This is a genomic window from Aquimarina sp. (genome assembly GCF_977115655.1).
Genome location: NZ_CDSBKO010000032.1, coordinates 22,687 through 46,336 on the forward strand (window position 1 = coordinate 22,687; position 23,650 = coordinate 46,336).

Here is a 23,650-nt window from a genome sequence, read left to right on the forward strand (position 1 = left end):
ACATAGTTAGTTTAAGGGTATCTTAAAAACATCTCTCTATAAAAAACACTACTTTCTTAGCCAAGAATACTTATGTATTAAATAAGAGCGATATAAGATTGATTGTTTACTTATAAGTGATGAAAGGTTATGTAGTAAATTAACGTAAAGCCAAAACTTTCTTGGGATCAAAAAAGCCTGAAAAGCTATATAGCAAACCAATAACATCAGAACAAGTTTATAAGGTTTATTTCTTTAAAATACATCTTGTTTTTGAGGTAAGCCTCGGGGGGAATTAACTCTCTCAATGTGGGATTAAATAAATATTATTTTTGTGTTCATAATATTTATGGCAGAAAGATTTAATTTTATATATGTAATACTTCCTGATCTACAGATTCTTTCTTATCACTATTTGTTGTAATAATATCTATAAATTGTGCTTGTGCTTGAAGCGTTGGGTATTTGAATATTGTATTAATTTCAAATTTTACATTACATGCTTTTGTTATTGCAAAAGATAACTTTACCGCTAATAAAGAGTGCCCTCCCAAATCGAAAAAATCATCCAAAACGCTTACTTTTTCAAGTTCTAAAATATCTTGCCATACTGTCACCAGTTTTCTTTCGGTATCATTGGATGGTTCTACAACTTTTTTCTGGTTATAACCACTATCATTTGGAGTTGGTAATATTTTACGGTTAATTTTACCATTATGTGTTAGTGGTATTTTATCAATTGGGACATATATTTTAGGAACCATATACTCAGGAAGTTTTTTTTCTAATTCCCTTTGTAATGACATAAAATCTATTTCTTCATTGCATACCACATACGCTACTAATTGTTCATAATCGTTATTATCTTTTTTTACCAAAACAATGGATTGTTCTATATAGTCTAATTGATTTAATGTAGTCTCGATTTCTTGTAATTCTATACGATATCCCCTGATCTTTACCTGATCATCTTTTCTTCCTTTAAAATCGATATTTCCATCTGGCAGCCAACATCCCATATCTCCTGTTTTATATAATCGTTCTTTTTGATCATAAGGATGTTTTATAAATTTTTCTTGGGTAAGTTCTAATTGGTTTAAGTAGCCTTTGGATACTCCTTCCCCTCCTATACAAATTTCTCCTATTACTCCTAATGGCACTAACTGTCCGGAGCTATCCAGTATACAGATATTTGTATTACTAATAGGTTTACCTATATGTATGGGGGCTTCTGAGTTTTCAATTTTACAGACAACACACCCAACTGTAGTTTCTGTTGGCCCATATTCATTATAGATTTTTATATCCGGATTTATCTGTTGTAATATTTTAATATGGTTTTTTTTCAACTCTTCCCCCCCAACTATAACTAACTCAAGGTTAGAGTTTTTAATTTTCAGTTCTTTTAGCAAATTAATATGGGATGGAGTAATCTTAATACAGGAAATATCACTTGTCAAATATTCTTTAAGCAGTTCTGATATGTTTAAATTTTCATTGAATACTTTTAAAACACCTCCTTTTACCAATGGAAGAAAAATGCTTGTTATTGTTAAATCGAAAGAAGGTGATGTAAATAACCCAAAATTATAATTAGAAAGGGTTTCTTTTAAGTAGTTTGTACTGCACCACTCTATATAGTTCACCAACGAGTGATGTTCAATCATTACTCCTTTTGGATTACCTGTAGATCCGGATGTATAAATCACATACGCTAAGTCATCGGGTAGTCCAAAAAATGTATTTTCTTTACTATACAAAGTTTGGTCAAAATTTACATCGATTGCTAATAGTGCTCCATCATAATAATCGATATCCAACATATAAGAAGTGTCTGATAACAATAAGCTGATACTTGCATTTTCTACAATATACTTTTTACGTTCTCTGGGGTAATTGGTGTCTATTGGTACATACACCCCGCCTGCTTTTAAAATTCCTAAAACAGATATAATATACGATTCGCTTCTATCCAAATGTATTCCTACAAAATCTCCTTTTGTGATCTTATATTCATCTATCAAACAATTTGCCAATTGATTAGATCTTTCGTCTAATTCCTGATACGTAATGGTCGTGTTCTCATATACTACTGCTATTTCATGGGGTATCTCTTTTGCTTTTTTTACAAACAGGTCTATAATGCTTTTACTTTTATCCTTACTGTGGTCTTTGGTGTCATTAAATTTATACAATAATTGTTGTTGTTCTTCTATTGTTAAAAAGTTGATTGTACTTATACTTTTTTCTGATTCTTCTAATAGCGCTTTTATTATCTTTTTATAATGGATCAACAAGCGTTCTATCATCTCCTGTTCATATATATCCTGATTATAGTTAACCATAATATTTACTTCCTGGTCTACTTCTGTAAGATGTAGTTCCAAATCAAATTTTACCACACCATTACCAAGATCTTGTATTTCTTTATCTTGTTTAAAATTTTTACTTGTTTCTGAAACACCGTGGTAGTCTACCAATATATCAAACAAAGGGTTTCTGCCAGGGTCTCTTTTTATACTTAAATCTTCTATGAGTTTATCAAATGGGTATGTTTGATGCTTATATGCTTCAAGGATATTTGTCTTTATTTGATCGTATATTTTTTCGAAAGTTTGCTCTGGATCAATTTTATTCCTTAATGCTAATGTATGAAGATAATACCCTATTTGATTTTCTAAATCCGGATGATCTCTACCTCCTACCGGATTGCCTATAGTTAAATCTGTTTGTCCTGTGTATCGATATAATAAAACATTCCAGGCGGCAAATAATCCTGAAAATAAACTCCCTTCTCTTTCTTTAGTAAAGTTTTTTAATTTCAAGGTTTCTTCTACAGAAAGTTGGGTGCAAACACCTTTGCCATTATAACTTCTATTTGTTGGTCTTTTCTTTTGGGATGGCAGATCTACTATTTCTACTTCTTCTGTGAATTGAGAAATCCAATAGTTTTTATGTTCTTGAAAGGCTGGTTTACTTTGTTCTTCTAATTGCCAAAGTGTATAATCTTTATAATTGATTTTTAACGGTAATAAACCTGAAGAGGTTTCGGATAAATGAGCTTCATAGCACTTCATCACATCCTGCACCAAAACTTTCATAGACCATTCATCACTAATAATATGGTGCATGTTATAATAAAAAACAAATTGATCTTTTGCTAATTTTAGTAATCCTGCTCGCAAAAGGGGTCCGTTTTCCAAATCAAATAGTTTATACGAATCTAATTTCACATATTCTTTCCAAGTAGATTTTTGATCTTTTTCTTTACTGAAATCCTTAAAAATTATCTTAAAACCTAACTCTTCCGAAGAAAGAACATGTTGTCTCACTTCTCCATTATTATCTACTCTAAATACAGTGCGTAATATTTCGTGACGTTCTATTACAGAGTGTATTGCTTTTTGAAAACATGCAACATCATGTGTTCCATCCAGAGTGACAGAATTAGGCATATTATATGCTATAGAACCTTCTTCAGTTTGGCTTGCTAACCATAATCTTAGCTGGGAATTAGAAACAGGGTAACTATCTTTTTTATCAAACCTGGGTATTTCCTCATACTTTTTATTCTGAATCGATGATTTTTTATGTTTAAGAAGATATGCTATAAGTTCTTTTTTTTTGCTTTTTATCTCAAAAACCAAATCATCATTTATTTTTTCTTTGGTGGAAAATATCTGTAATTCTCCATCTTTTACGTCTAATACAAGACCTCCTTCCGAAATTTTGTTTAGTATATCTTTCATTACATTATTTGTTTTATGATTTTACCTCTTGATATTAGTTGTTCTTGTTGAACAGAAAAATCTATATGCAATGCTAAATCAGCAATGGTATTAAACTCGAATAAACTTTTAATATCTATTTCTACATCTAATTCTCTTCTTATCCCAAGAATGATCTTGATAGCACTTATACTATTTCCTCCTAGCTCAAAAAAGTTATCTGTTACCCCTATTTTTTCTGTTTTTAATACTTCTTTCCAGATTTGTCCCAATTTAATTTCTGTTTCACTAGATGGTTCTACATACTCTTGGTTATTATCTGGATTTATCGCTGATAATGCTTTTCTGTCTATTTTACCATTTACTGTTATTGGCATTGCATCCAAGGGTATATATATCCTTGGAATCATATATTCAGGAAGGTTTTTTCTTAGTTTTTGCTGTATTGTCAGACTGTCTATAGGTTTATCCAGAATAGTATATGCTACCAATTGGTGTATGCCCCTACTATTCTCTTTTGTTATGACTACTGCTTTTCTAATTTCTTTTATTTCTTCTAATACAGATTCTATTTCGCCTAATTCTACCCGATATCCCCTTACTTTAACCTGATGATCTTTTCTTCCTATAAAATCCATGTTCCCATCTGGCAACCATCGTGCAAAATCCCCTGTTTTATAGATGCGTTCTTCTTTGTTGAAGGGATTTTCTACAAATTTTTGTGCTGTTAAAATTTCTTGATTCAAATATCCTTTTGCTAATCCTGCTCCACTAATATAAAGCTCTCCCTCTACTCCTGCCGGTAAGGGTTTTTGATATATATCCAGAACATAAAAGCTAGTGTTCTGCATTGGTTTACCAATAGGTACGTAGGGTAAATCATTAAGAACATCTGGTGAATTGGTTTCAAAACAAGAGCTATCTATAGTGGTTTCTGTTGTGCCATAACTATTAATAATTCGCATGCTTTTTCCAAAACGGCTAACTAACCTTTGATAATCTGAAGTTTGAAGTATATCTGATCCCAGAATTAAAATTTTCATCCAAGAAATATCCAAGTCATTTTCATAGATATAATCCATTAACTCTATGGCAAGAGCCGGGGTCATTTCTACTATATTAATATTCCATTTAGATATTATTTTGTAAAGAGCCACAAGATCAAGTTTTATCTTTGGTGGACATAGTACTATTTTACCTCCAAAAAGTATCCCTCTACATAAATCACCTGAGAAAACATCAAAAGAAAAGCTTGCCATTTGTAATAAACTGGTTTGATTATCAAGCTCATATTCTTTTTCCCATGAAAGTGCTATGTTTAATAACCCAGAATGAGAAACTACAACTCCTTTTGGTTTTCCTGTTGATCCGGATGTATATATTACATAAACAGCTTGTTCTGAAGATAAATTACAATCTATTTTTTCTGTAGATTCTTTACTTATTGCAAAATAATCTTTGTCAATGAGAATAGTTTCTGTAAAATAATTGTCTTTTACAAAGTAATTATAATTTTGCTTTGTAATAAAAAAGGAGATACTACTATCTTCTATAATATAATTGATGCGCTCTTCTGGATAATCAGGATCTATAGGGATATATGTTCCTCCTGATTTTAGAACTGCTAATACAGCTACTATCATTTCTAAAGATTTGTCCAGACAAATACCTATCAAATCTTCTCTTTTAACTCCTTTTCTTTGTAAATAACGTGCTAATTGATTGGATTTAACATCCAATTGTGTATATGTTAATATTTCTTCTTCAAATACAACTGCAATTGCATCTGGAGTTTTATTTACCTGTTCATTAAATATATCTACAATCGTTTTATCTATAGGATACTCTACCTTTTTTGGGTTAAAAACATGCAGTAATTCATTTTCTTCTTCTTTTGTTAAATAATTAATTTCTTTTAGATATTGATCAGGTTGTTCTATAAAAGACTGTACTATGTTTAAAAAATGAGTTGCTAATTTCTTGATCGATACTTCTTCATATCTATTTTTATTATATTGAAAATGCACTTTAAGATAAGTTTCAGATATAGCTACCGCAATATTAAAGTCATAATTAGTTCTGCCGTTAATATCTACAGACTCAAACTCTAAAGTACTGGATCCCTGGTCTGATTTTTCTTCCAATTGTTCTTCTATTAACTCTTGTATCGGGTAATTCTCAAAAATCATTATATGATCCAATAAAGACATTCCTAATTCACTTTGAGCCTGCACAGATGATAAACTTGTATAATGATGCGGAAGACTAGCTATTGCTTCTTTTTGGATATTTACTAATACGTTTTTTGGTGTATCTTTTCCTGAGTAGCGTATCCTAACTGGTATGGTATTTAAAAACAGCCCGACCATTTCTTCTGCTCCATTTAAGTCTGCTGGTCTACCAGAAACTACTGACCCAAATACTACATCTTGAGTATTATTATATCTGGACAACAAATATCCCCAAACCACTTGTATAAATGTATTATGAGTTACTCCTAGCTCATTACATAGCACATTTATTTTTTCATAAACATCTCCTGTTAATTGTATCGTTTCATTATGAAAATCATAATTCTGTATGGAACGTTTAGAATACTCATAAGGCACTTTTGCTGTACTGTTGTATTCAAACAGATAATTTTTCCAATATACTAAAGTATCTTCATAATCTAGTTTATCTAACCATTTTATATAATCGGAATAAGGATTAACTACAGGGAGATTTGGTTGTACTCCTTTTTCTATAGATTGCAGGATTCTATAAAAATCATTGATCAGTATACTTGTACACCATCCATCCATCAAAATATGATGATGACTCCAAATAAATTCATATTCTTGATTACCTAAGCCTAATATAGTTAATCGCATCTGAGAAGGTTCTTCCAAATTAAATCCTTTATCTCTATCCTCAGATTTCATTTTTTCTACCCAACTCTGTATATTATTTGATTCAATATGCTCCGGAGCTTCGATGTAAGTAAAACCACTAGGAACTATTTTTTTAACTACTTGTAATATAGTATCTGCATATTGGTTGGTAAAACTTGTTCTTAATATGGCATAACGATCTACCAGAGTATCATAAGCCTCTTTAAAATATGCCATGTTAAGACCTGCTCCTTTTACTTTATAGGATGCTTGCTCAAAATAAGAATTTTCTGAGGAGAACCAATGATAGTACATTCCTTGTTGCGCAGAAGAAAGTTGATACACATCCTCTAATAAATCATCAGCGTTTAAATCCTGTAGTTCTTCAAATGTTAAATCTGAATATGTTAAATCGGATAGGGTAAGATAGCTTTCATTTACAAGTGACAGTTCTTTTATTAATATAGTTAAATTATTTTTATAAGCTTCAATCAAAGTTTGCATGGTTTTATCATCATACATGTCTGATCTGTACGAAACAGCCATACTTAACTCTCCTGAACTTACGGATCCTGATACGCCAATTAAGGCATCCATGATGTTTTCTGGATCTATTGCTTCTCCTATATATTCTGAGCCATATTCAAATATTGCCTCATTTGTTTCTTTATCTTCGGATATTTTTTTATTAAATTCTCCTAAATAATTAAATTGAATTGAAGGTGTAAGATCTGAAGAAAATCCTTTTTTGATATGTTTTATGATTCCATAACCGATGCCTTTATTAGGGATTTTGCGAAGGTCATCTTTTACTTTTATCAAACTCTTAGATCTTTCTGGAGATTGCGAAACTTCTAATACCAGAGGATAGATCGAAGTAAACCAACCTACAGTTCTACTTATATCAATATCTTCTATGATATCTTCTCTTCCATGCCCTTCCATTTCAACAATACTCTTACATATACCAAAAGTATCTTTTAATGCTAGTCCAAGTCCTGCAAGTAATATATCATTAATTTCTGTGTGGTAAACATCATGAATACTTGTTTGCATTATAGATGTTAATTCTTTGTTTAATGTAAAAGACACACGTTTGTCCATGCGCATTTTATCATTCTTTATTCCTTTTTCTACGGGGAAATCCGGAATTAAAGATGTGTGTAAATTATTCCAATAATCATATTCTCTACTTAACTCTTTACTTTGGGCGTATTCTTGTTGTAAAAATGCCCATTGCTTAAAAGAATCCGTTTTTAAAGGAACAGATATTTCTTTTCCAGACTGATATTGCTTGTATAATGAAGATAAATCTTCTAGTAGGATTCTCCAGGATACTCCATCTATTAATAAGTGGTGACATATCAATGCTAAGCGATCACCATCTGATAGTTTAAAATGACCAACAACGAATAAAGGCCCACTTGAAAGATCCAGATTAGATTGTATATTTTGACAAAGATCTCCCATTATCCTTACACTATCTTTTTCATCCCTTAGGTCATGAACATCTATTCTATAACACTCTTCGGTATATCTACGGTTATATTGTTTCCATATATCTTTTTCTTTATGATATACCATTCGTAAAACATCATGATGTTTTACTAATTCTATTACACTTAATTTCAGAAACTCACTATTTAAGTTTTCATCGCTTTTTAACAGAACTGATTGATTAAAATGACTTGGATTTAATATTGATGGATGCTCAAACAAAATATGCTGTATAGGTGTTAATGCTACCTCTCCTTCAACTTCGGATTGATCTATTATTTTGCTTGCTTTTTTCATCAAATCTGCCATGTTTTCTAACACAGGCATAGATAAAACATCTCCTACTTTAAGAGTATAACCATACTCTCTGGATCTGGCAACTATTTGTATTGATTTTATAGAATCCCCACCAAGGTTATAAAAGTTATCTTTAATACTAATTCCTTTTACCCCTAGTACAGATTCCCAAACAGAAATTAATGCTTTTTCTTTTTCATTTGTAGGCGCAATATATTCTTGTTTATTATACGATTCTTCATCAGGAATTGGTAATGCTTTTCGATCCACTTTTCCATTATGGGATAGTGGCATTTTATCTAATGAAACATAGATTTTTGGAACCATGTATTCTGGAAGTTTCTCTTCTAAATCTTCTTGTATTTTCCTATGATCTAATGCTGTATCAGATACTATATAGGCCACTAATTGTTTTGACCCCCCAATATCTTCTCTTGCTACTACTACAGATTGTTTTACATTTTCATTTTGATCTATTACTAATTCAATTTCTCCTAATTCAATACGATGCCCTCTTATTTTAACCTGATGATCTTTTCTTCCTATAAACTCTATATTACCATCTGGCAGCCAACGTGCTAAATCTCCTGTTCTATATAATTTCTCCCCTTTTTTAAATGGGTTTTCTATAAATTTTTCAGATGTTAAATCTGGCCTGTTCAAATATCCAAGAGCAAGTTGTGATCCACCAATACATATTTCTCCTATAGATCCTACTGGCATTAATTCTAAACTTTCTGAGAGGATTAAAATTTGTGTATTTGGCGTTGGTTTACCAATAGGAATAACTTGAGACCCTAACAAAGTAGTATTGGTCATCTTGAACACTGTAACACAAATACTTGTTTCTGTAGGTCCGTAAGAATTATAGAAATTAAACCCATCGGATAGTAAAGGAACTACTTTTTCATAATCGGATGCTTCTCCACCTGTAATGAGCTTATTTAAACTTTTCAGTTTTTCTGGTTTCATAACCTGAAAATAAGATGGAGGTAATGTCGCCAAATTAATAGTATTTTCTTCTATATATTTTTCTAACAGTACAGGGTCATTACGCATTTCTTCAGTTGCTATAAATAGGCTGGAACCGGTTAAAAGAATATTAAAAATTTCAGAAATAGAAACATCAAAAGAAAAAGAGGTAAACTGTACTGCTTTACAATTGTTTGTTATATCATAAGTATCTATTTGTGCTAAAACTGCATTTAAAACTGCTTTATGTTCTATCATTACTCCTTTTGGATTCCCTGTAGATCCAGAAGTATAAATAACATACGCAACCTCATTAGGTGTAGTAAAATTTTTATTGTCTGAGCTATAGTCTGAATTTTCAAATTCTACATCTATTGCTAATAAAGATCCTTTAAAATAAGGCAGATCAAACATGTAGTTAGTATCTGTTATAAGCAGGTTTATATTTGCATCTTCTACAATATACTCTTTACGATTTGCAGGATATCCAGTATCTATAGGAACATATACCGCACCTGATTTTAAGATCCCTAATAAACAAACTATATACTGTTCGCTCCTATCTAAATGTACCCCTACAAAGTCTCCTTTTTTAATACCGTATTCATTTATCAAGCAGTTTGCCAATTGATTAGATCTTTCTTCTAACTCTTTATAGGTAAGGGACTTTTTCTGGAATACTATTGCAATAGAATCTGGTGTCTTATTTGCTTGTTCTACAAATATATCCACTATTGTTTTATCCCGGGGATATGCAACTTTATTTGAATTAAATGCTTCTAGCATTTCGTACTGTTCCTCTGTTGTCAAATAACTTATATCACAGATTTGTTTGTTTGGGGAGGAAAATAAATCAGATAATATTTGCTTAAAATGATGTATCATATTTGACATCATTTTTTCGTCATAAACATCCTTATTAAAAATGACATCAAACGCAATTATATCTCCCAATTGTGTTGCATGAAATTCTATATCATTTTTGCTTACTGTTTCTCCTTTGTTGTTTATTTTATTAAGTACATCTTTGTCTATATCTTTTGAAGATACATGTTGATTACTGCTATGAAGAGTAAATGAAATATCTGATAAAGGGGATCTGCTTTGATCATATTTTAATTCTAAATCTTCTATTAGTTTATCAAAAGCATATTCTTGATGGCTAAAATCGTTTAAAACTATTTCTTTAACTTTTTCATAAAAATCTATAAAACTCTCCTTTGGGTCTACCTTGTTACGAAATGCTAATATATTTACATAAAAACCTATTTGATCTTCTAAATCAGGATGTGTCCTGCCTGCAAAAGGGCTTCCTATAATAATATCTTCTGCAGAAGTATATTTATGAATAAGGACATTTATTGCAGACAGGATAAACATAAAAAGGCTACCGTCGTGTTCTTTAATAAATTGATTTACTTTTACTGTAAGATCTTGAGCTATAAAACTGTTTAATCGTTTTCCATTATTAGTTTTAATCTTAGGTCTGCGTTTATATGATGGTAAATCTATTACCGGAAGTTCTCCTGACAATCGATTGAGCCAATGCGTTTTATGGCCTTGATATGTTTTGGTTTTTAATTGGTCCAATTGCCATGCTGCATAATCTTTATATTGTATCCTTAATAAAGGAATTTCTGGAGTTTGGTTAGAAACATAAGCTTTATAATATTGCATTACATCTCTGGCTAAAACCTCCATAGACCATCCATCACTAATAATGTGGTGCAGGTTATAATAAAACATGTATTTAGTTTCGGATAACCGGAGTAAACATGCTCTAATCAAAGGCCCTTCTGTTAAATCAAATGATTTATAAGAATCTTGCTTTATATATAATCCTGCTTCTGTTTCCGGGTTTTCTTTTTCTCTATAATCCTGGTAATCAATACCAAAATTAAGTTCCTTAGGAGTCCGTATATATTGTTGTACATCTCCTTTATCGTCTGATTTGAAGACTGTACGCAATATCTCATGACGTTCTATAACAGAATATACTGCTTTCTGAAAATAATCGACATCATATACCCCATCCAAAACAATAGTGTTTGGCATATTAAATGTATTAGATCCCGATGCAAACTGACTTGCTAACCATAGTCTACGTTGCGCATTAGACAGAGAATAGCTAATGCTATTTGTACAATTTGGAATTTCCTGATATTCTTTTTCCTGAAATGACAAATCCTTGTTTTTGCTCAAGTATTCTATAAGTTCATCTTTATGAGCTTTAATCTCTGACAAAAGATTACTATCTACATTTGTTTGAGAAGAGAATAATTGTAATTCCCCATTGTTTATATCTATTACAATTCCTTCATTGGATATCTTTTTCAATAACTCAATCATAATTCTATCATTTTTAGTTCTTGATTATCTGATTTAATTTCTTTTTGTTTTTTAGAGAAGTCTATTTGAAATGCCAGATCCCCAATAGAATTGAAAAGAAACAGGGTTTTTATTTCCATATCCAGATCTAATTTCTTTTTAATTCTGGAATTAATTTTAATTGCATTTAAGCTATTGCCTCCTAATTCGAAAAAATCGTCCTGAATTCCTATTTTTTCTATTCCTAATACTTCTTGCCATATCTCTGCTAGTTGTTTTTCTGTTTCGGTAGATGGAGGTATATATTCTTTTTGTCTGCTTAAAGTATCTGGCACTGGTAATGCTTTTCTATCTATTTTTCCATTAGATGTAAGAGGTATTGTGTCTAATTTTACATAAATATTAGGAACCATATAGGATGGTAACTTTTCTTCCAGCACCAACATCAATCCTTCCTTGATACTGTTAATATCCCCAAACTCCTTAGAAACAATATAGGCTACCAATTGTTTGGATCCGCTATTATCCTCTTTGGCCAAGACAACCGATTGCTCTATATTATACAAACTATTTAGTACTGATTCTATCTCTTCTAATTCTACTCGATATCCCCGTATCTTAATCTGGTTGTCCTTTCTTCCCACAAATCCAACGGTGCCATCTGGTAACCATCGTGCCAAATCCCCTGTCTTGTATAATCGTTCTCCCGGCTTAAATGGGTGTCTTATAAATTTCTCTGATGTTAAGTCTTGCCGATTTAAGTAACCCCGACCTAAACCGGAACCATCTATACATAACTCTCCTACAACTCCCTGAGGCAATAACCTGCAATCATTATCCAAAATATAAATACCTGTATTAGAAAATGTATTCCCTAATGGAATCTCGCTATAGGATCGGGAAAAATCAACCTTATGCAATAACTTGCCAATTGTAGTCTCGGTTGGACCATAATGATTGATAATTCTTACCGATAAAGCTAAATCTTGTATTTTTTTAACAATATCTGCTGATAGAACTTCTCCCCCAAATATAATTGCCCTTTCTGGCAATAAAACACCTGAATCCATACTTAATGAAGACCAGTGAGAAGGAACTATTTTAATAATATCCACATCATGGATATCAAAATATGAGTGCAACTCATTAGCACTCATTAATGTCTCTCTGGAAAAAGTGTGTAGAACACCTCCTGTGGATAATGACCCGAATAAAACCGTATTGCCCAAATCTGCAGAAGGCGTGGACATTAAACCGTAAGAGCAGGGACCTGTTATATCTATGGTACTTATCAAACCTTTGATATAATCCAACAGATTGCCATGTTCTATCATAACTCCCTTGGGAACACCTGTTGTACCAGAGGTATATATAACATAGGCCAACTGCTCTGAAACTGGTCTGATATCCGCAGGAGATCCAGAATAGCTTTTTAATACCTCCTGAAGTGTATCTATGGCTGTTACCATTAAATTATCCCCATGACCATCAAACAACCCTAGTAAATCTGAGTGTGTTAATAATTGACATGCTGCTGTATCTTCTATGATAAAATCTAATCGTTGTTGAGGACTATTGGGGTCTAAAGGAACGTATGCTCCTCCTGATTTAATAACCCCCAAAATACCCAGGATCATATCTATAGGGTTTTCTGTGCAGATCGGAACCAGAGTTTCTTTTCCTACTCCGTGGTCTTGTAAATATCTGGAAAGTTGATTGCTTAATGTGTCTAAATCCTTATAGGTAACAGAAGTACCCTCAAAAATAACCGCTGTAGCGTTTGGAGTGACAGAAACTTGGGACAAAAACAAATCTATAAAAGTACCTTCTTTTGAGTAAATCTCTGTGGTAGTTTTAAAAGGGGTAAGTAAAAAATCCTCCTCTTCTTGGCTAAGAAAATTTATATTGCTTAGATACTGATCTGGTTTAGAAACAAACGAATCTACTATGTTATAAAAGTGATCTGCTATTTTTTTAATAGATGCGTTATCATATCGATTTTTATTGTACTTAAAATTCACTTTAATAGAAGTGTCTGATACTTCTACGGTTACTCTAAAATCATAGTTTGCTTGCTCCTTTAAATCTACTGATTTCAGTATTAAGGCATCAGAGTTTTGATCTAATTCTGTTTGTAATTGATTTTCTATCCATTCTTGTATAGGATAATTTTCAAAAACTACTATATGATCCAACAATGAAGTTCCTAATTCACTTATTCCTTGTACTGTAGCAAGACTTGTATAATGATGCTCAAGACCTGCTATGGCTTCTTGTTGGGTTTTCTTTAGTAAATCCTGTGGGGTATCTTCTTGTTTGTATTTTATTCTAACCGGAATTGTATTTATAAACAATCCTATCATATCCTCTATTCCTTTCAGATCTGCTGGTCTTCCAGAAACTACAGAACCATATACTACATCTCTAGTGTTATTATACTTAGATAATAAATATCCCCACACTACTTGTATTAAGGTATTATGTGTAGCCTCTACATTATTGCATAATGAGTTTATTTTTTCAAAAATTCTGCCTGAAAACTCAATACTCTCTTTATGTGCTTCATAACCCTGATCTAATTGCTCAGAACGTGCAAAAGGAACTTTTGCTGTATTTGAATAATCTTCTAAATACGTTTTCCAATAATTTAAAGTGTTTTCTTGATCTATCTTATCCAGCCACTTTATATAATCAGAATATGGACTTCCCAGAGGTAAGTTAAGTTTGGTTTCTTTAGTAATAGAATTTAAGATTTGGTTAAATTCATTTATCAATATACTCTTACACCATCCATCCATAAGTATGTGATGATGACTCCATATAAACTCATATTCTCCATTTTTAAGGTCTAAAATTTTAAAACGAAGCTGAGAAGGATCTTCCAAATTAAATCCTTTTTTCATGTCTGTTAATTTTACCTCATTAATCCATATATCTATTTGATCTGCATTCTTTTCTTCAGGAATTTCTTCATAAGTAAAACTACTTGGAACCGATTTTCTTACTACTTGTAACAAAGTATCTGAAGAATGATTCATAAAACTTGTTCTTAGAATCGCATATCGATCTACCATAATATGGTAAGCTTTTTTAATAGCATCTATATCTAGTTTTTTAGCTTCTATCCGATATGATAATTGGTTAAAATATAAAGATGTGTCCTCAGAAGATAACCAGTGATAATACATTCCTTGCTGTGCCGGAGACAACTTATATATATCTTCTATCCCGCCATCTTTGTTTATTTCCTGTAATTCTTTAAAAGTTAAATCTGAAAATGACAGATCAGAAGGGGTAAGGTAACTATCCTTAGAAGAGGATAATTCTTCTATTAAATAACCTATATTATTTTGATAAGAATCTATTAGTTTTTGGATGCTTTCTTCGTTATACTCATCAGAGCAATAAGCAATGGTAATTGTTAATTCTCCCGACACTAATATTCCTGATACATTTAACAATTCTTTTTTTGTGATATTTTTATCCAGTGCTTCTCCAATATATTCTGAACTATATTCGAATACAGATGATTGCCGGTCTGTATTTATCTTATCTCCAAAATCCCCTAAATAATTAAACATTATTGCTGGTTCTATCTCTGACGAGAAACCTTCTCCCAGATATTTAATAATACCATAACCAATACCTTTTTTAGGAATTGCTCTAAGATCATCCTTTACTTTAATTAAGCTTAGGATTGAATCTGACGAGTCTAAAACTTCTAATACCAAAGGATATATAGCTGTATACCATCCTAATGTTCTACTTATATCAATATCTTCTATAATGTCTTCTCTTCCATGACCTTCCATATTAACAACACTCTTGTTAATACCAAATGCATTTTTAATCGCAAGCCCTAACCCTGTAAGTAATAAATCATTAATCTCTGTATGATATACATCATGAATACTTGTTTGCATTACAGATGTTAATTTCTTACTTAGAGTAAAAGACAAGCGTTTATCAAAAATTCTTTTGTTACTCTTAGCTTGTTTATCCACAGGAAACTTTGAAAAAGAACCAGCTAACATATTTTCCCAATACGTATATTCTTTTTTTATTTCTTTGCTATGTGCATATTCTTGTAACAAAATCCCCCAACGTTGAAAAGAATCTGTTTTTAATGGTAACGCCATTTTCTCTCCAGATATATACTGTGTATATAAAGAGGACAGATCTTCTAATAAGATTCTCCAAGAAATCCCATCTATTACCAAATGATGGCATATTAAAGCCAAACGATCCCCGTCTGATAATCTAAAATGCCCTATAACAAAAAGTGGCCCTTTAAAAAGATCAAAGCCAGATTGCAGATGTTGGCATATATCTGTCATTTTCTGTAAACCAGATTCTTTTTCTTCTCTAAGATCGTGATAGTCTATTCGAAAACATTCGTCAATATATTTACGATTATATTGTTTCCATGAATCATTTTCTTTTTTATAAACCATTCTCAAAGCGTCATGATGTTTGACTAGTTCTTCCACAACGATCTTTAAAATAGCGCTATCAATTTCTTGCAGGCTTTTTAAAATAACTGACTGATTGTAATGATTAGGTATTGATAATCCAGAATCTTCAAAAAGAAATCGCTGTACAGGCGTTAAAATAACTTCTCCTTCTACCTGAGATTGATCTATTATTCTGGTGGCTTTACTCATCATGGATACCATATCTTTTAATATTGGATATTCCATAACATTACCAACTTTTAAAGCATAACCTTTTTGCCACAATCGAGAAACTACCTGAATCGATTTAATAGAATCCCCTCCCAGATTATAGAAATTATCTTTCATTCCTATTCCCGTAATATTTAATACCGACTCACATACCTCAACCAATGCTTTTTCTTTATCATTGGACGGAACAACAAATTCTTGCTTTCTATTCGTTTTTTCTTTTGGCTCTGGTAATGCTTTTCTATCTATTTTTCCATTAGATGTAAGAGGTATTGTGTCTAATTTTACATAAATATTAGGAACCATATAGGATGGTAACTTTTCTTCCAGCACCAACATCAATCCTTCCTTGATACTGTTAATATCCCCAAACTCCTTAGAAACAATATAGGCTACCAATTGTTTGGATCCGCTATTATCCTCTTTGGCCAAGACAACCGATTGCTCTATATTATACAAACTATTTAGTACTGATTCTATCTCTTCTAATTCTACTCGATATCCCCGTATCTTAATCTGGTTGTCCTTTCTTCCCACAAATCCAACGGTGCCATCTGGTAACCATCGTGCCAAATCCCCTGTCTTGTATAATCGTTCTCCCGGCTTAAATGGGTGTCTTATAAATTTCTCTGATGTTAAGTCTTGCCGATTTAAGTAACCCCGACCTAAACCGGAACCATCTATACATAACTCTCCTACAACTCCCTGAGGCAATAACCTGCAATCATTATCCAAAATATAAATACCTGTATTAGAAAATGTATTCCCTAATGGAATCTCGCTATAGGATCGGGAAAAATCAACCTTATGCAATAACTTGCCAATTGTAGTCTCGGTTGGACCATAATGATTGATAATTCTTACCGATAAAGCTAAATCTTGTATTTTTTTAACAATATCTGCTGATAGAACTTCTCCCCCAAATATAATTGCCCTTTCTGGCAATAAAACACCTGAATCCATACTTAATGAAGACCAGTGAGAAGGAACTATTTTAATAATATCCACATCATGGATATCAAAATATGAGTGCAACTCATTAGCACTCATTAATGTCTCTCTGGAAAAAGTGTGTAGAACACCTCCTGTGGATAATGACCCGAATAAAACCGTATTGCCCAAATCTGCAGAAGGCGTGGACATTAAACCGTAAGAGCAGGGACCTGTTATATCTATGGTACTTATCAAACCTTTGATATAATCCAACAGATTGCCATGTTCTATCATAACTCCCTTGGGAACACCTGTTGTACCAGAGGTATATATAACATAGGCCAACTGCTCTGAAACTGGTCTGATATCCGCAGGAGATCCAGAATAGCTTTTTAATACCTCCTGAAGTGTATCTATGGCTGTTACCATTAAATTATCCCCATGACCATCAAACAACCCTAGTAAATCTGAGTGTGTTAATAATTGACATGCTGCTGTATCTTCTATGATAAAATCTAATCGTTGTTGAGGACTATTGGGGTCTAAAGGAACGTATGCTCCTCCTGATTTAATAACCCCCAAAATACCCAGGATCATATCTATAGGGTTTTCTGTGCAGATCGGAACCAGAGTTTCTTTTCCTACTCCGTGGTCTTGTAAATATCTGGAAAGTTGATTGCTTAATGTGTCTAAATCCTTATAGGTAACAGAAGTACCCTCAAAAATAACCGCTGTAGCGTTTGGAGTGACAGAAACTTGGGACAAAAACAAATCTATAAAAGTACCTTCTTTTGAGTAAATCTCTGTGGTAGTTTTAAAAGGGGTAAGTAAAAAATCTTCCTCTTCTTGGCTAAGAAAATTTATCTCCTTTATAGGTTTTTGAGGATATTCTAATAATGCTTGTATGATTTTTTTATAGTGAACAATAAATCTCTCTATCATTTCTTGTTCATAAACATCTTTATTGAACCCTATCAAAATATCTATCCCATCTGAGACTTCGGTTGGATCAAATTCAATGTCAAATTTTATCATGCAGTTTCCTAAGTCTCTTATTTCATCTTCATAATCTAAATTTAAACCTGTTTCAGACACACCATGGTAATCTACCAAAATATCAAATAATGGATTTCTATTAGTTGTTCTTTCTACATCAATATCTTCCAATAGTTTATCAAAAGGATATACTTGGTGTTCATAAGCAGAAAGAGTATTATTTTTGATTTGTTCAAAAAATGCTGTAAAACTATCTTCTGGGTCGATATGATTACGTAAAGCCAAAACATTAACATAAAAACCTATCTGATCTTCTAAATCTACATGATCCCTACCGGATACAGGATTACCTATAGTAATATCTGTATTTCTTGTGTAGCGATATAGTAACACTTTCCATGCAGCCAATAACCCCATGAATAAACTTCCCCCGTTTTCTGCGGTAAAGCTTCTCAATTTTGAAGTTGTTTCTGGGGATATGCGTGCTCCTATTTTTCTTCCGTTGTATGTTTTTATTTGAGGTCTTTTTTTCTCTGATGGTAAATCTATAAGTCCCGTATATCCATGCAGATTTGAAACCCAAAACTCTTTATGTTCTTGATACAAATCGCTGTTTAACTGTTCTAATTGCCAAGCAGCATAATCTTTATATTGTATTCTTAGTGGCAATAAATCTATAGGTACACCAGATACATAAGAATTATAATATGTCATTACATCACTAGATAAAATCATCCTGGACCAGTCATCACTAATAATATGATGTGTATTATAATAAAATATATAGCGATCTTTTGATAATTGAAGTAGGCTTGCCCTTAATAAGGGTCCTCCAGCCAAATCAAAAGGTTTAGAAGAATCTAATGAAATATAGGATCTTGCTTCTTCTTCTGGGTTCACTTCTTCTCTAAAATCCTTATAATCAATCAAAAAACTTAACTCTTCAGCCGTTAAAATATACTGTCGAACTTCGCCTTCATTATCCAATCTAAATACTGTACGTAATATCTCATGCCGTTCTATTACCGAATGGATAGCTTTTTGGAAATAGGTTACATTATAATTTCCATCCAAAAATATGGTATGTGGTATATTGTAAGCGACAGAACCCTCATCAAATTGGCTTGCAAACCATAATCTACGCTGTGCATTAGATAACGAATAGCCGGATGGTCTTGATTTAATCTTTGGTATAGATGATGTATATAAGGTTTTATTTCTATCCAAACTTTTTAAATACGAAATGATTTCGCTTTTAAGTGATTTTATTTCCTGTATTTGATCTGTTTGAATTTTATTTTCATAAGAAACAATTTCTAAATCATCTCCATTTAGAATCAATTTAATTTGTTGTTTACTTAGCCTTGTAAGTAACTCCCTTACTTTTTCCATTGGTTTAAAATTTACTAATGATGATAAGTCTGTTGAATGTTTAATTAAGTTTTCTCTTAAAAAAACCTTTATACATGTATTTTTAGAGAATAAGTGAAGTCTAGTACCTATTTAACTTTGAATGTCTGATTTGAATGTCTGACTTTAAGATTTATGGAAGGTATTTGATTTATATAAGTCCTTCTGCAGTTTTAGATAAATATCTTACTTTATTATTAATTGCATTTTAACTTTGAAATGACGCTAATAAATTATTTCTTTTTCATTTGTTCTTCATTAAAAACATAACCGTAACTATATTTCGGTTTAGCTCTTTAAAGGTATTATGCTTGATGCCAGATAAAATCTGGCACAAGCTTTTTACTTTGAATATTTAAAAAATAGATTCCATTTTATATGCGCGATTTCAAATCCAAAAAGGTATATGGTATAAGTTCTCAAATAAGACCTCATACACCTATTTAATTTATTATTTACTGATATTTAAAAAATATAGCCGATTATTTTTTAAATAATTAAGATGGTATGAGATCAATAACTTTTAAGCTAGCAAGACCTCTTGCTTATATTCAATTATTTTTTCTCCAAAAAGCCTTTCAGAATCTATATTATTGGCTGTACAATATTCTAGCACCTTATTAGATTCTACTATTGGTTTGGATTCATCTGTGTATTTAATAGAACTAATATATTTTAACCATGGTTCCATCCCCATTGCATAAATAAAGACTGTACTTGGATTAAATATATCAATAAGCGCCTTAGATTGCTCAAAATCACATCCTGCTAATCTTCTACTTGCATCTTTATCTCTTTCTAACGAATAAGACATTAATGGTCCATAAATCCAAGTTAAAGGAGCTCCTTCACATTCCATCCCTAAGAAAATCATATCTATATCCCCAACTATTTCATGGATTTTTTGGTAAATACGAGGTTGTATATTACATGAATCTGCAGCAAACATCATTTTATATCCATCTTTGAATGTAACAAGATGACATAATTTGCTCCTAACATCTAAATCCGAGTGTTCTCCTAAAAATGGAATCCCTGTAATAGAACAATCTTTAAAAGTAAGAGTTTCCATTTCTTCTAATTCTATAATATTTTTAAAACCTATCTGGCGTAGCATCAATTTAAGGCTGGGATCTTGTAAAGCACCACTATTGCTTTTGGGAACAACAATATTTTTTACCTTATGCCTTATTCTTAATAATGTTTCAAACAAAACATGATCCTGATGATTGTGCGTTATAAGTAAATAATCTACGGTTTCTGGTAGATCAGCATACGTAAATCTTGAAATATCAGATTCATATCCATAGCTTATTACAGGGTCTACCAAAATAGTTGTTTCTTTAGTCTCCACAAATATGCTTGCATGTCCAAAATATCTGGTAAGAATTCCTTCTCCTGTATATTTTTTATATACAGAAGGAGCTTCTTTTGTAAAAAATGTTTGAAAAAGTTCTTCTTGTTTAGGTGTTAAATCAAAAACATTTTTAATGTACCCATACTCTTTAGGATGGTTGGCCATCTCAAATAAGTCATCAATTTTCGAGCTCTTAAGAGGTAAATTAATTCGAAGAATTTCTTCATTTGCCAGTTTGGGAGTGCTCAAAACAAAAGATCTCGAATCATCATCTGTTACTAAAAACAAATTAAAACTTTGCAAGGATTCTTTATAATATTTACTACTGTATAAAAGCGGCTCATAAATTCTAAAGGAAGGATTATTATTTAAGTCGTAAAATAATTCTACATACCCCTTAAGTATTTCAGGTATTTTATCGTATAATGAATTTAAAGAATAACCTTTAGCTTCATTCTTTAAAAGCTCATTTAGATCATCAATAGCATTGCACATTTCAAGCAAATCTGCACATTGTTCCTGAGTATTTTCTTTCAGTTGTTTTATCTCGTCAACCCTTTTACCTTCATAATCTATGAAAGGACCTCCAAGCATTTTAGGCGTTTTAACAGCTGAGGCATGAATTTTTGGGTTTTGAATATAGGAATTCATTATTTTTAAATGCCTTCCCCTTATATTCATAGCTGCTGTTGCTGGAGAAATCAGATGCGCCCATGCATACCAATTATCTACTAAAGCTTCAATCGCAAGATTGGGTTTGATAAATACTAAGTCAGTATCTTTAATTTGATTATTATTCATGTGTATTTATATTAATTTAATGAATAAGGTTTTCTTCTACAAGTTCAGGCTTGTTAATAGCTGCCATTTCTTTTTGCATATATTCAAATAACGGTTTTGTGTGCATCTCCTCAGAAGTCCATTGTGCTTCTAATACCTCAATCATGTGAAATTCAGAAACTAACTCTCCTTGATGATAATGTCTTACTATAGGGTGCAAAAATTTACTTTGATGAGAAACATCGACTTCGTCTCTTCTAATTCTGTTTACCCCAAAAACATCCTCATCCATGTTATGCTCTCCGTACTCCATGGTTAAAATAAATTGGTGTTTGTCTTTCCAGTTATTGGATTGTAAAATGTAATCTACCGGAATAGTTTCTAAATAATCCAGACTTTTTTCCTGTGGATCCACAACGATCAAATCTCCAAGAAACCCAAATTGCTGCCATAGAGAAGATGTTTTGTTTATTCTGGTCATAAAAGAATTAGTTGCATTTTTTGCAGAAAAATCAAGTTTGGTTGTTTGAAAAGGGATCTTTTCATATTTAAAATCTAAAATTTCTGCAAGACAAGCCACATTATATCTAAATCCATGTATAAAAGCAGAAGTAGTAGACTTATAATCACGCTGTTGAGTTACAGCTCCTATAAAGTACATATTTTTAACATTAACAGATTCCCATTCATAAGTTTGTTCTGGAAAACGCGAATCTATCGCTAAATTAGGTTTTGCATCATCAAAATAAATAGAGGCATCAAACTTAAATCCTGTAGCTATTATAACTCTATCATACGAAATTTCTTCTATTTCCCCATTGGCATGAGCATATTCATAAGTTACAAAATATTTATCATCCCTCTTTTCAATTTTTCTAACTTTTGCATCCAAAACAGCATTTTGAGACTTAAGTTGATATGTATCCAACATGTTATTGTTTACAGCGCGTAAATGCCCTACAAAGTGGGTTTGCCAAGCAAACTTTAAAGAATTAGGACTAGCAATATGTATAGTAGAAGCGACTTCTACCAGATTGTCTGCCGTTTCAAATCCAGAGTTTCCTTTTCCTATTATTAGAACCCGCTTATTTATATAATCATTAGGATCTACAGAACAGTCTACGTAGTTTTCACATAACTCTATTCCTTTTATATCCGGAGTATAAGGTTTAAATATACCTGTTCCAACTACTAATATTTTTGTTTGATAAACAGTACCATTAGCAATTTCAACAATAAATTGATCATTTATTTTTGAAACCTTTGTTACTTCTGAATTATATGAAATATTTAGCTCAAATTTTTCTGCATACTCATTAAGATAATTTACCAAAGAGTCTGCCCCAGGAAAATATTCTTTAGAATATTTTTCTAATCGAAGATCTTGGTCATCAGATAAAATAGAGTTCCAATCCCAACGTAATTTTACTTCCGGATCGTCTGTTCCTGTATAGACTTTATTGATTGATATCAATTTTCTATGTCTGGGAAATTTAGAGAAAAAACTTCCCGACTTATCAGATTTTTCTATCAAAAGATAGTTTTTCTTCGATTTTTCAAAATGATAAGCCATTTGAAGCCCTGCTGGACCAGCGCCGATAATAAGATAATCTAGTTTAATCATTGTTTGATAATTTATTAATTATTAAATACTATTTGTGTATAGATTTTTTAATTAATTTCATCTATAATAACCATATCGCTATGATAATTAAAGAGTTATTAAAACGAGAAAATGCTATACAAATGAAATCCTTTGTTGGGGCTATATTAATAGTGAAAGTCTAGTTCTGTTTTTAATTAAAAGAATTGCTA

General features: G+C 31.7%; 5 protein-coding genes. All 5 read right to left on the reverse strand.

Annotated elements, in window-relative coordinates; all coding sequences use genetic code 11:
- Positions 1-347 precede the first annotated feature (347 nt).
- The 5 genes from ACZIYX_RS13955 to ACZIYX_RS13975 all read right to left on the reverse strand — a co-directional run bounded on the left by ACZIYX_RS13955 (position 348) and on the right by ACZIYX_RS13975 (position 23,459).
- Entirely contained in the window at positions 348-3,728 is a 3,381-nt protein-coding gene (locus ACZIYX_RS13955; RefSeq protein ID WP_462682863.1) for a non-ribosomal peptide synthetase, read from the reverse strand.
- Complete coding sequence (locus ACZIYX_RS13960; RefSeq protein WP_462682864.1) at positions 3,728-11,695, reverse strand: amino acid adenylation domain-containing protein; 7,968 nt, start codon at positions 11,693-11,695, stop codon at positions 3,728-3,730. The genes ACZIYX_RS13955 and ACZIYX_RS13960 overlap by 1 nt, the downstream gene beginning before the upstream one ends.
- Positions 11,692-19,680, reverse strand: coding sequence for an amino acid adenylation domain-containing protein (locus tag ACZIYX_RS13965; protein ID WP_462682865.1), 7,989 nt, complete (start codon positions 19,678-19,680; stop codon positions 11,692-11,694). Before ACZIYX_RS13965 ends, ACZIYX_RS13960 begins: the two co-directional genes overlap by 4 nt.
- A 541-nt stretch (positions 19,681-20,221) precedes the next feature.
- Positions 20,222-21,856, reverse strand: a complete 1,635-nt coding sequence (locus ACZIYX_RS13970) for an MBL fold metallo-hydrolase (RefSeq protein ID WP_462682866.1) — start codon at positions 21,854-21,856, stop codon at positions 20,222-20,224.
- A gap of 16 nt (positions 21,857-21,872) precedes the next feature.
- Positions 21,873-23,459, reverse strand: a complete 1,587-nt coding sequence (locus ACZIYX_RS13975; RefSeq protein WP_462682867.1) for an NAD(P)-binding domain-containing protein — start codon at positions 23,457-23,459, stop codon at positions 21,873-21,875.
- Positions 23,460-23,650: the final 191 nt, after the last annotated feature.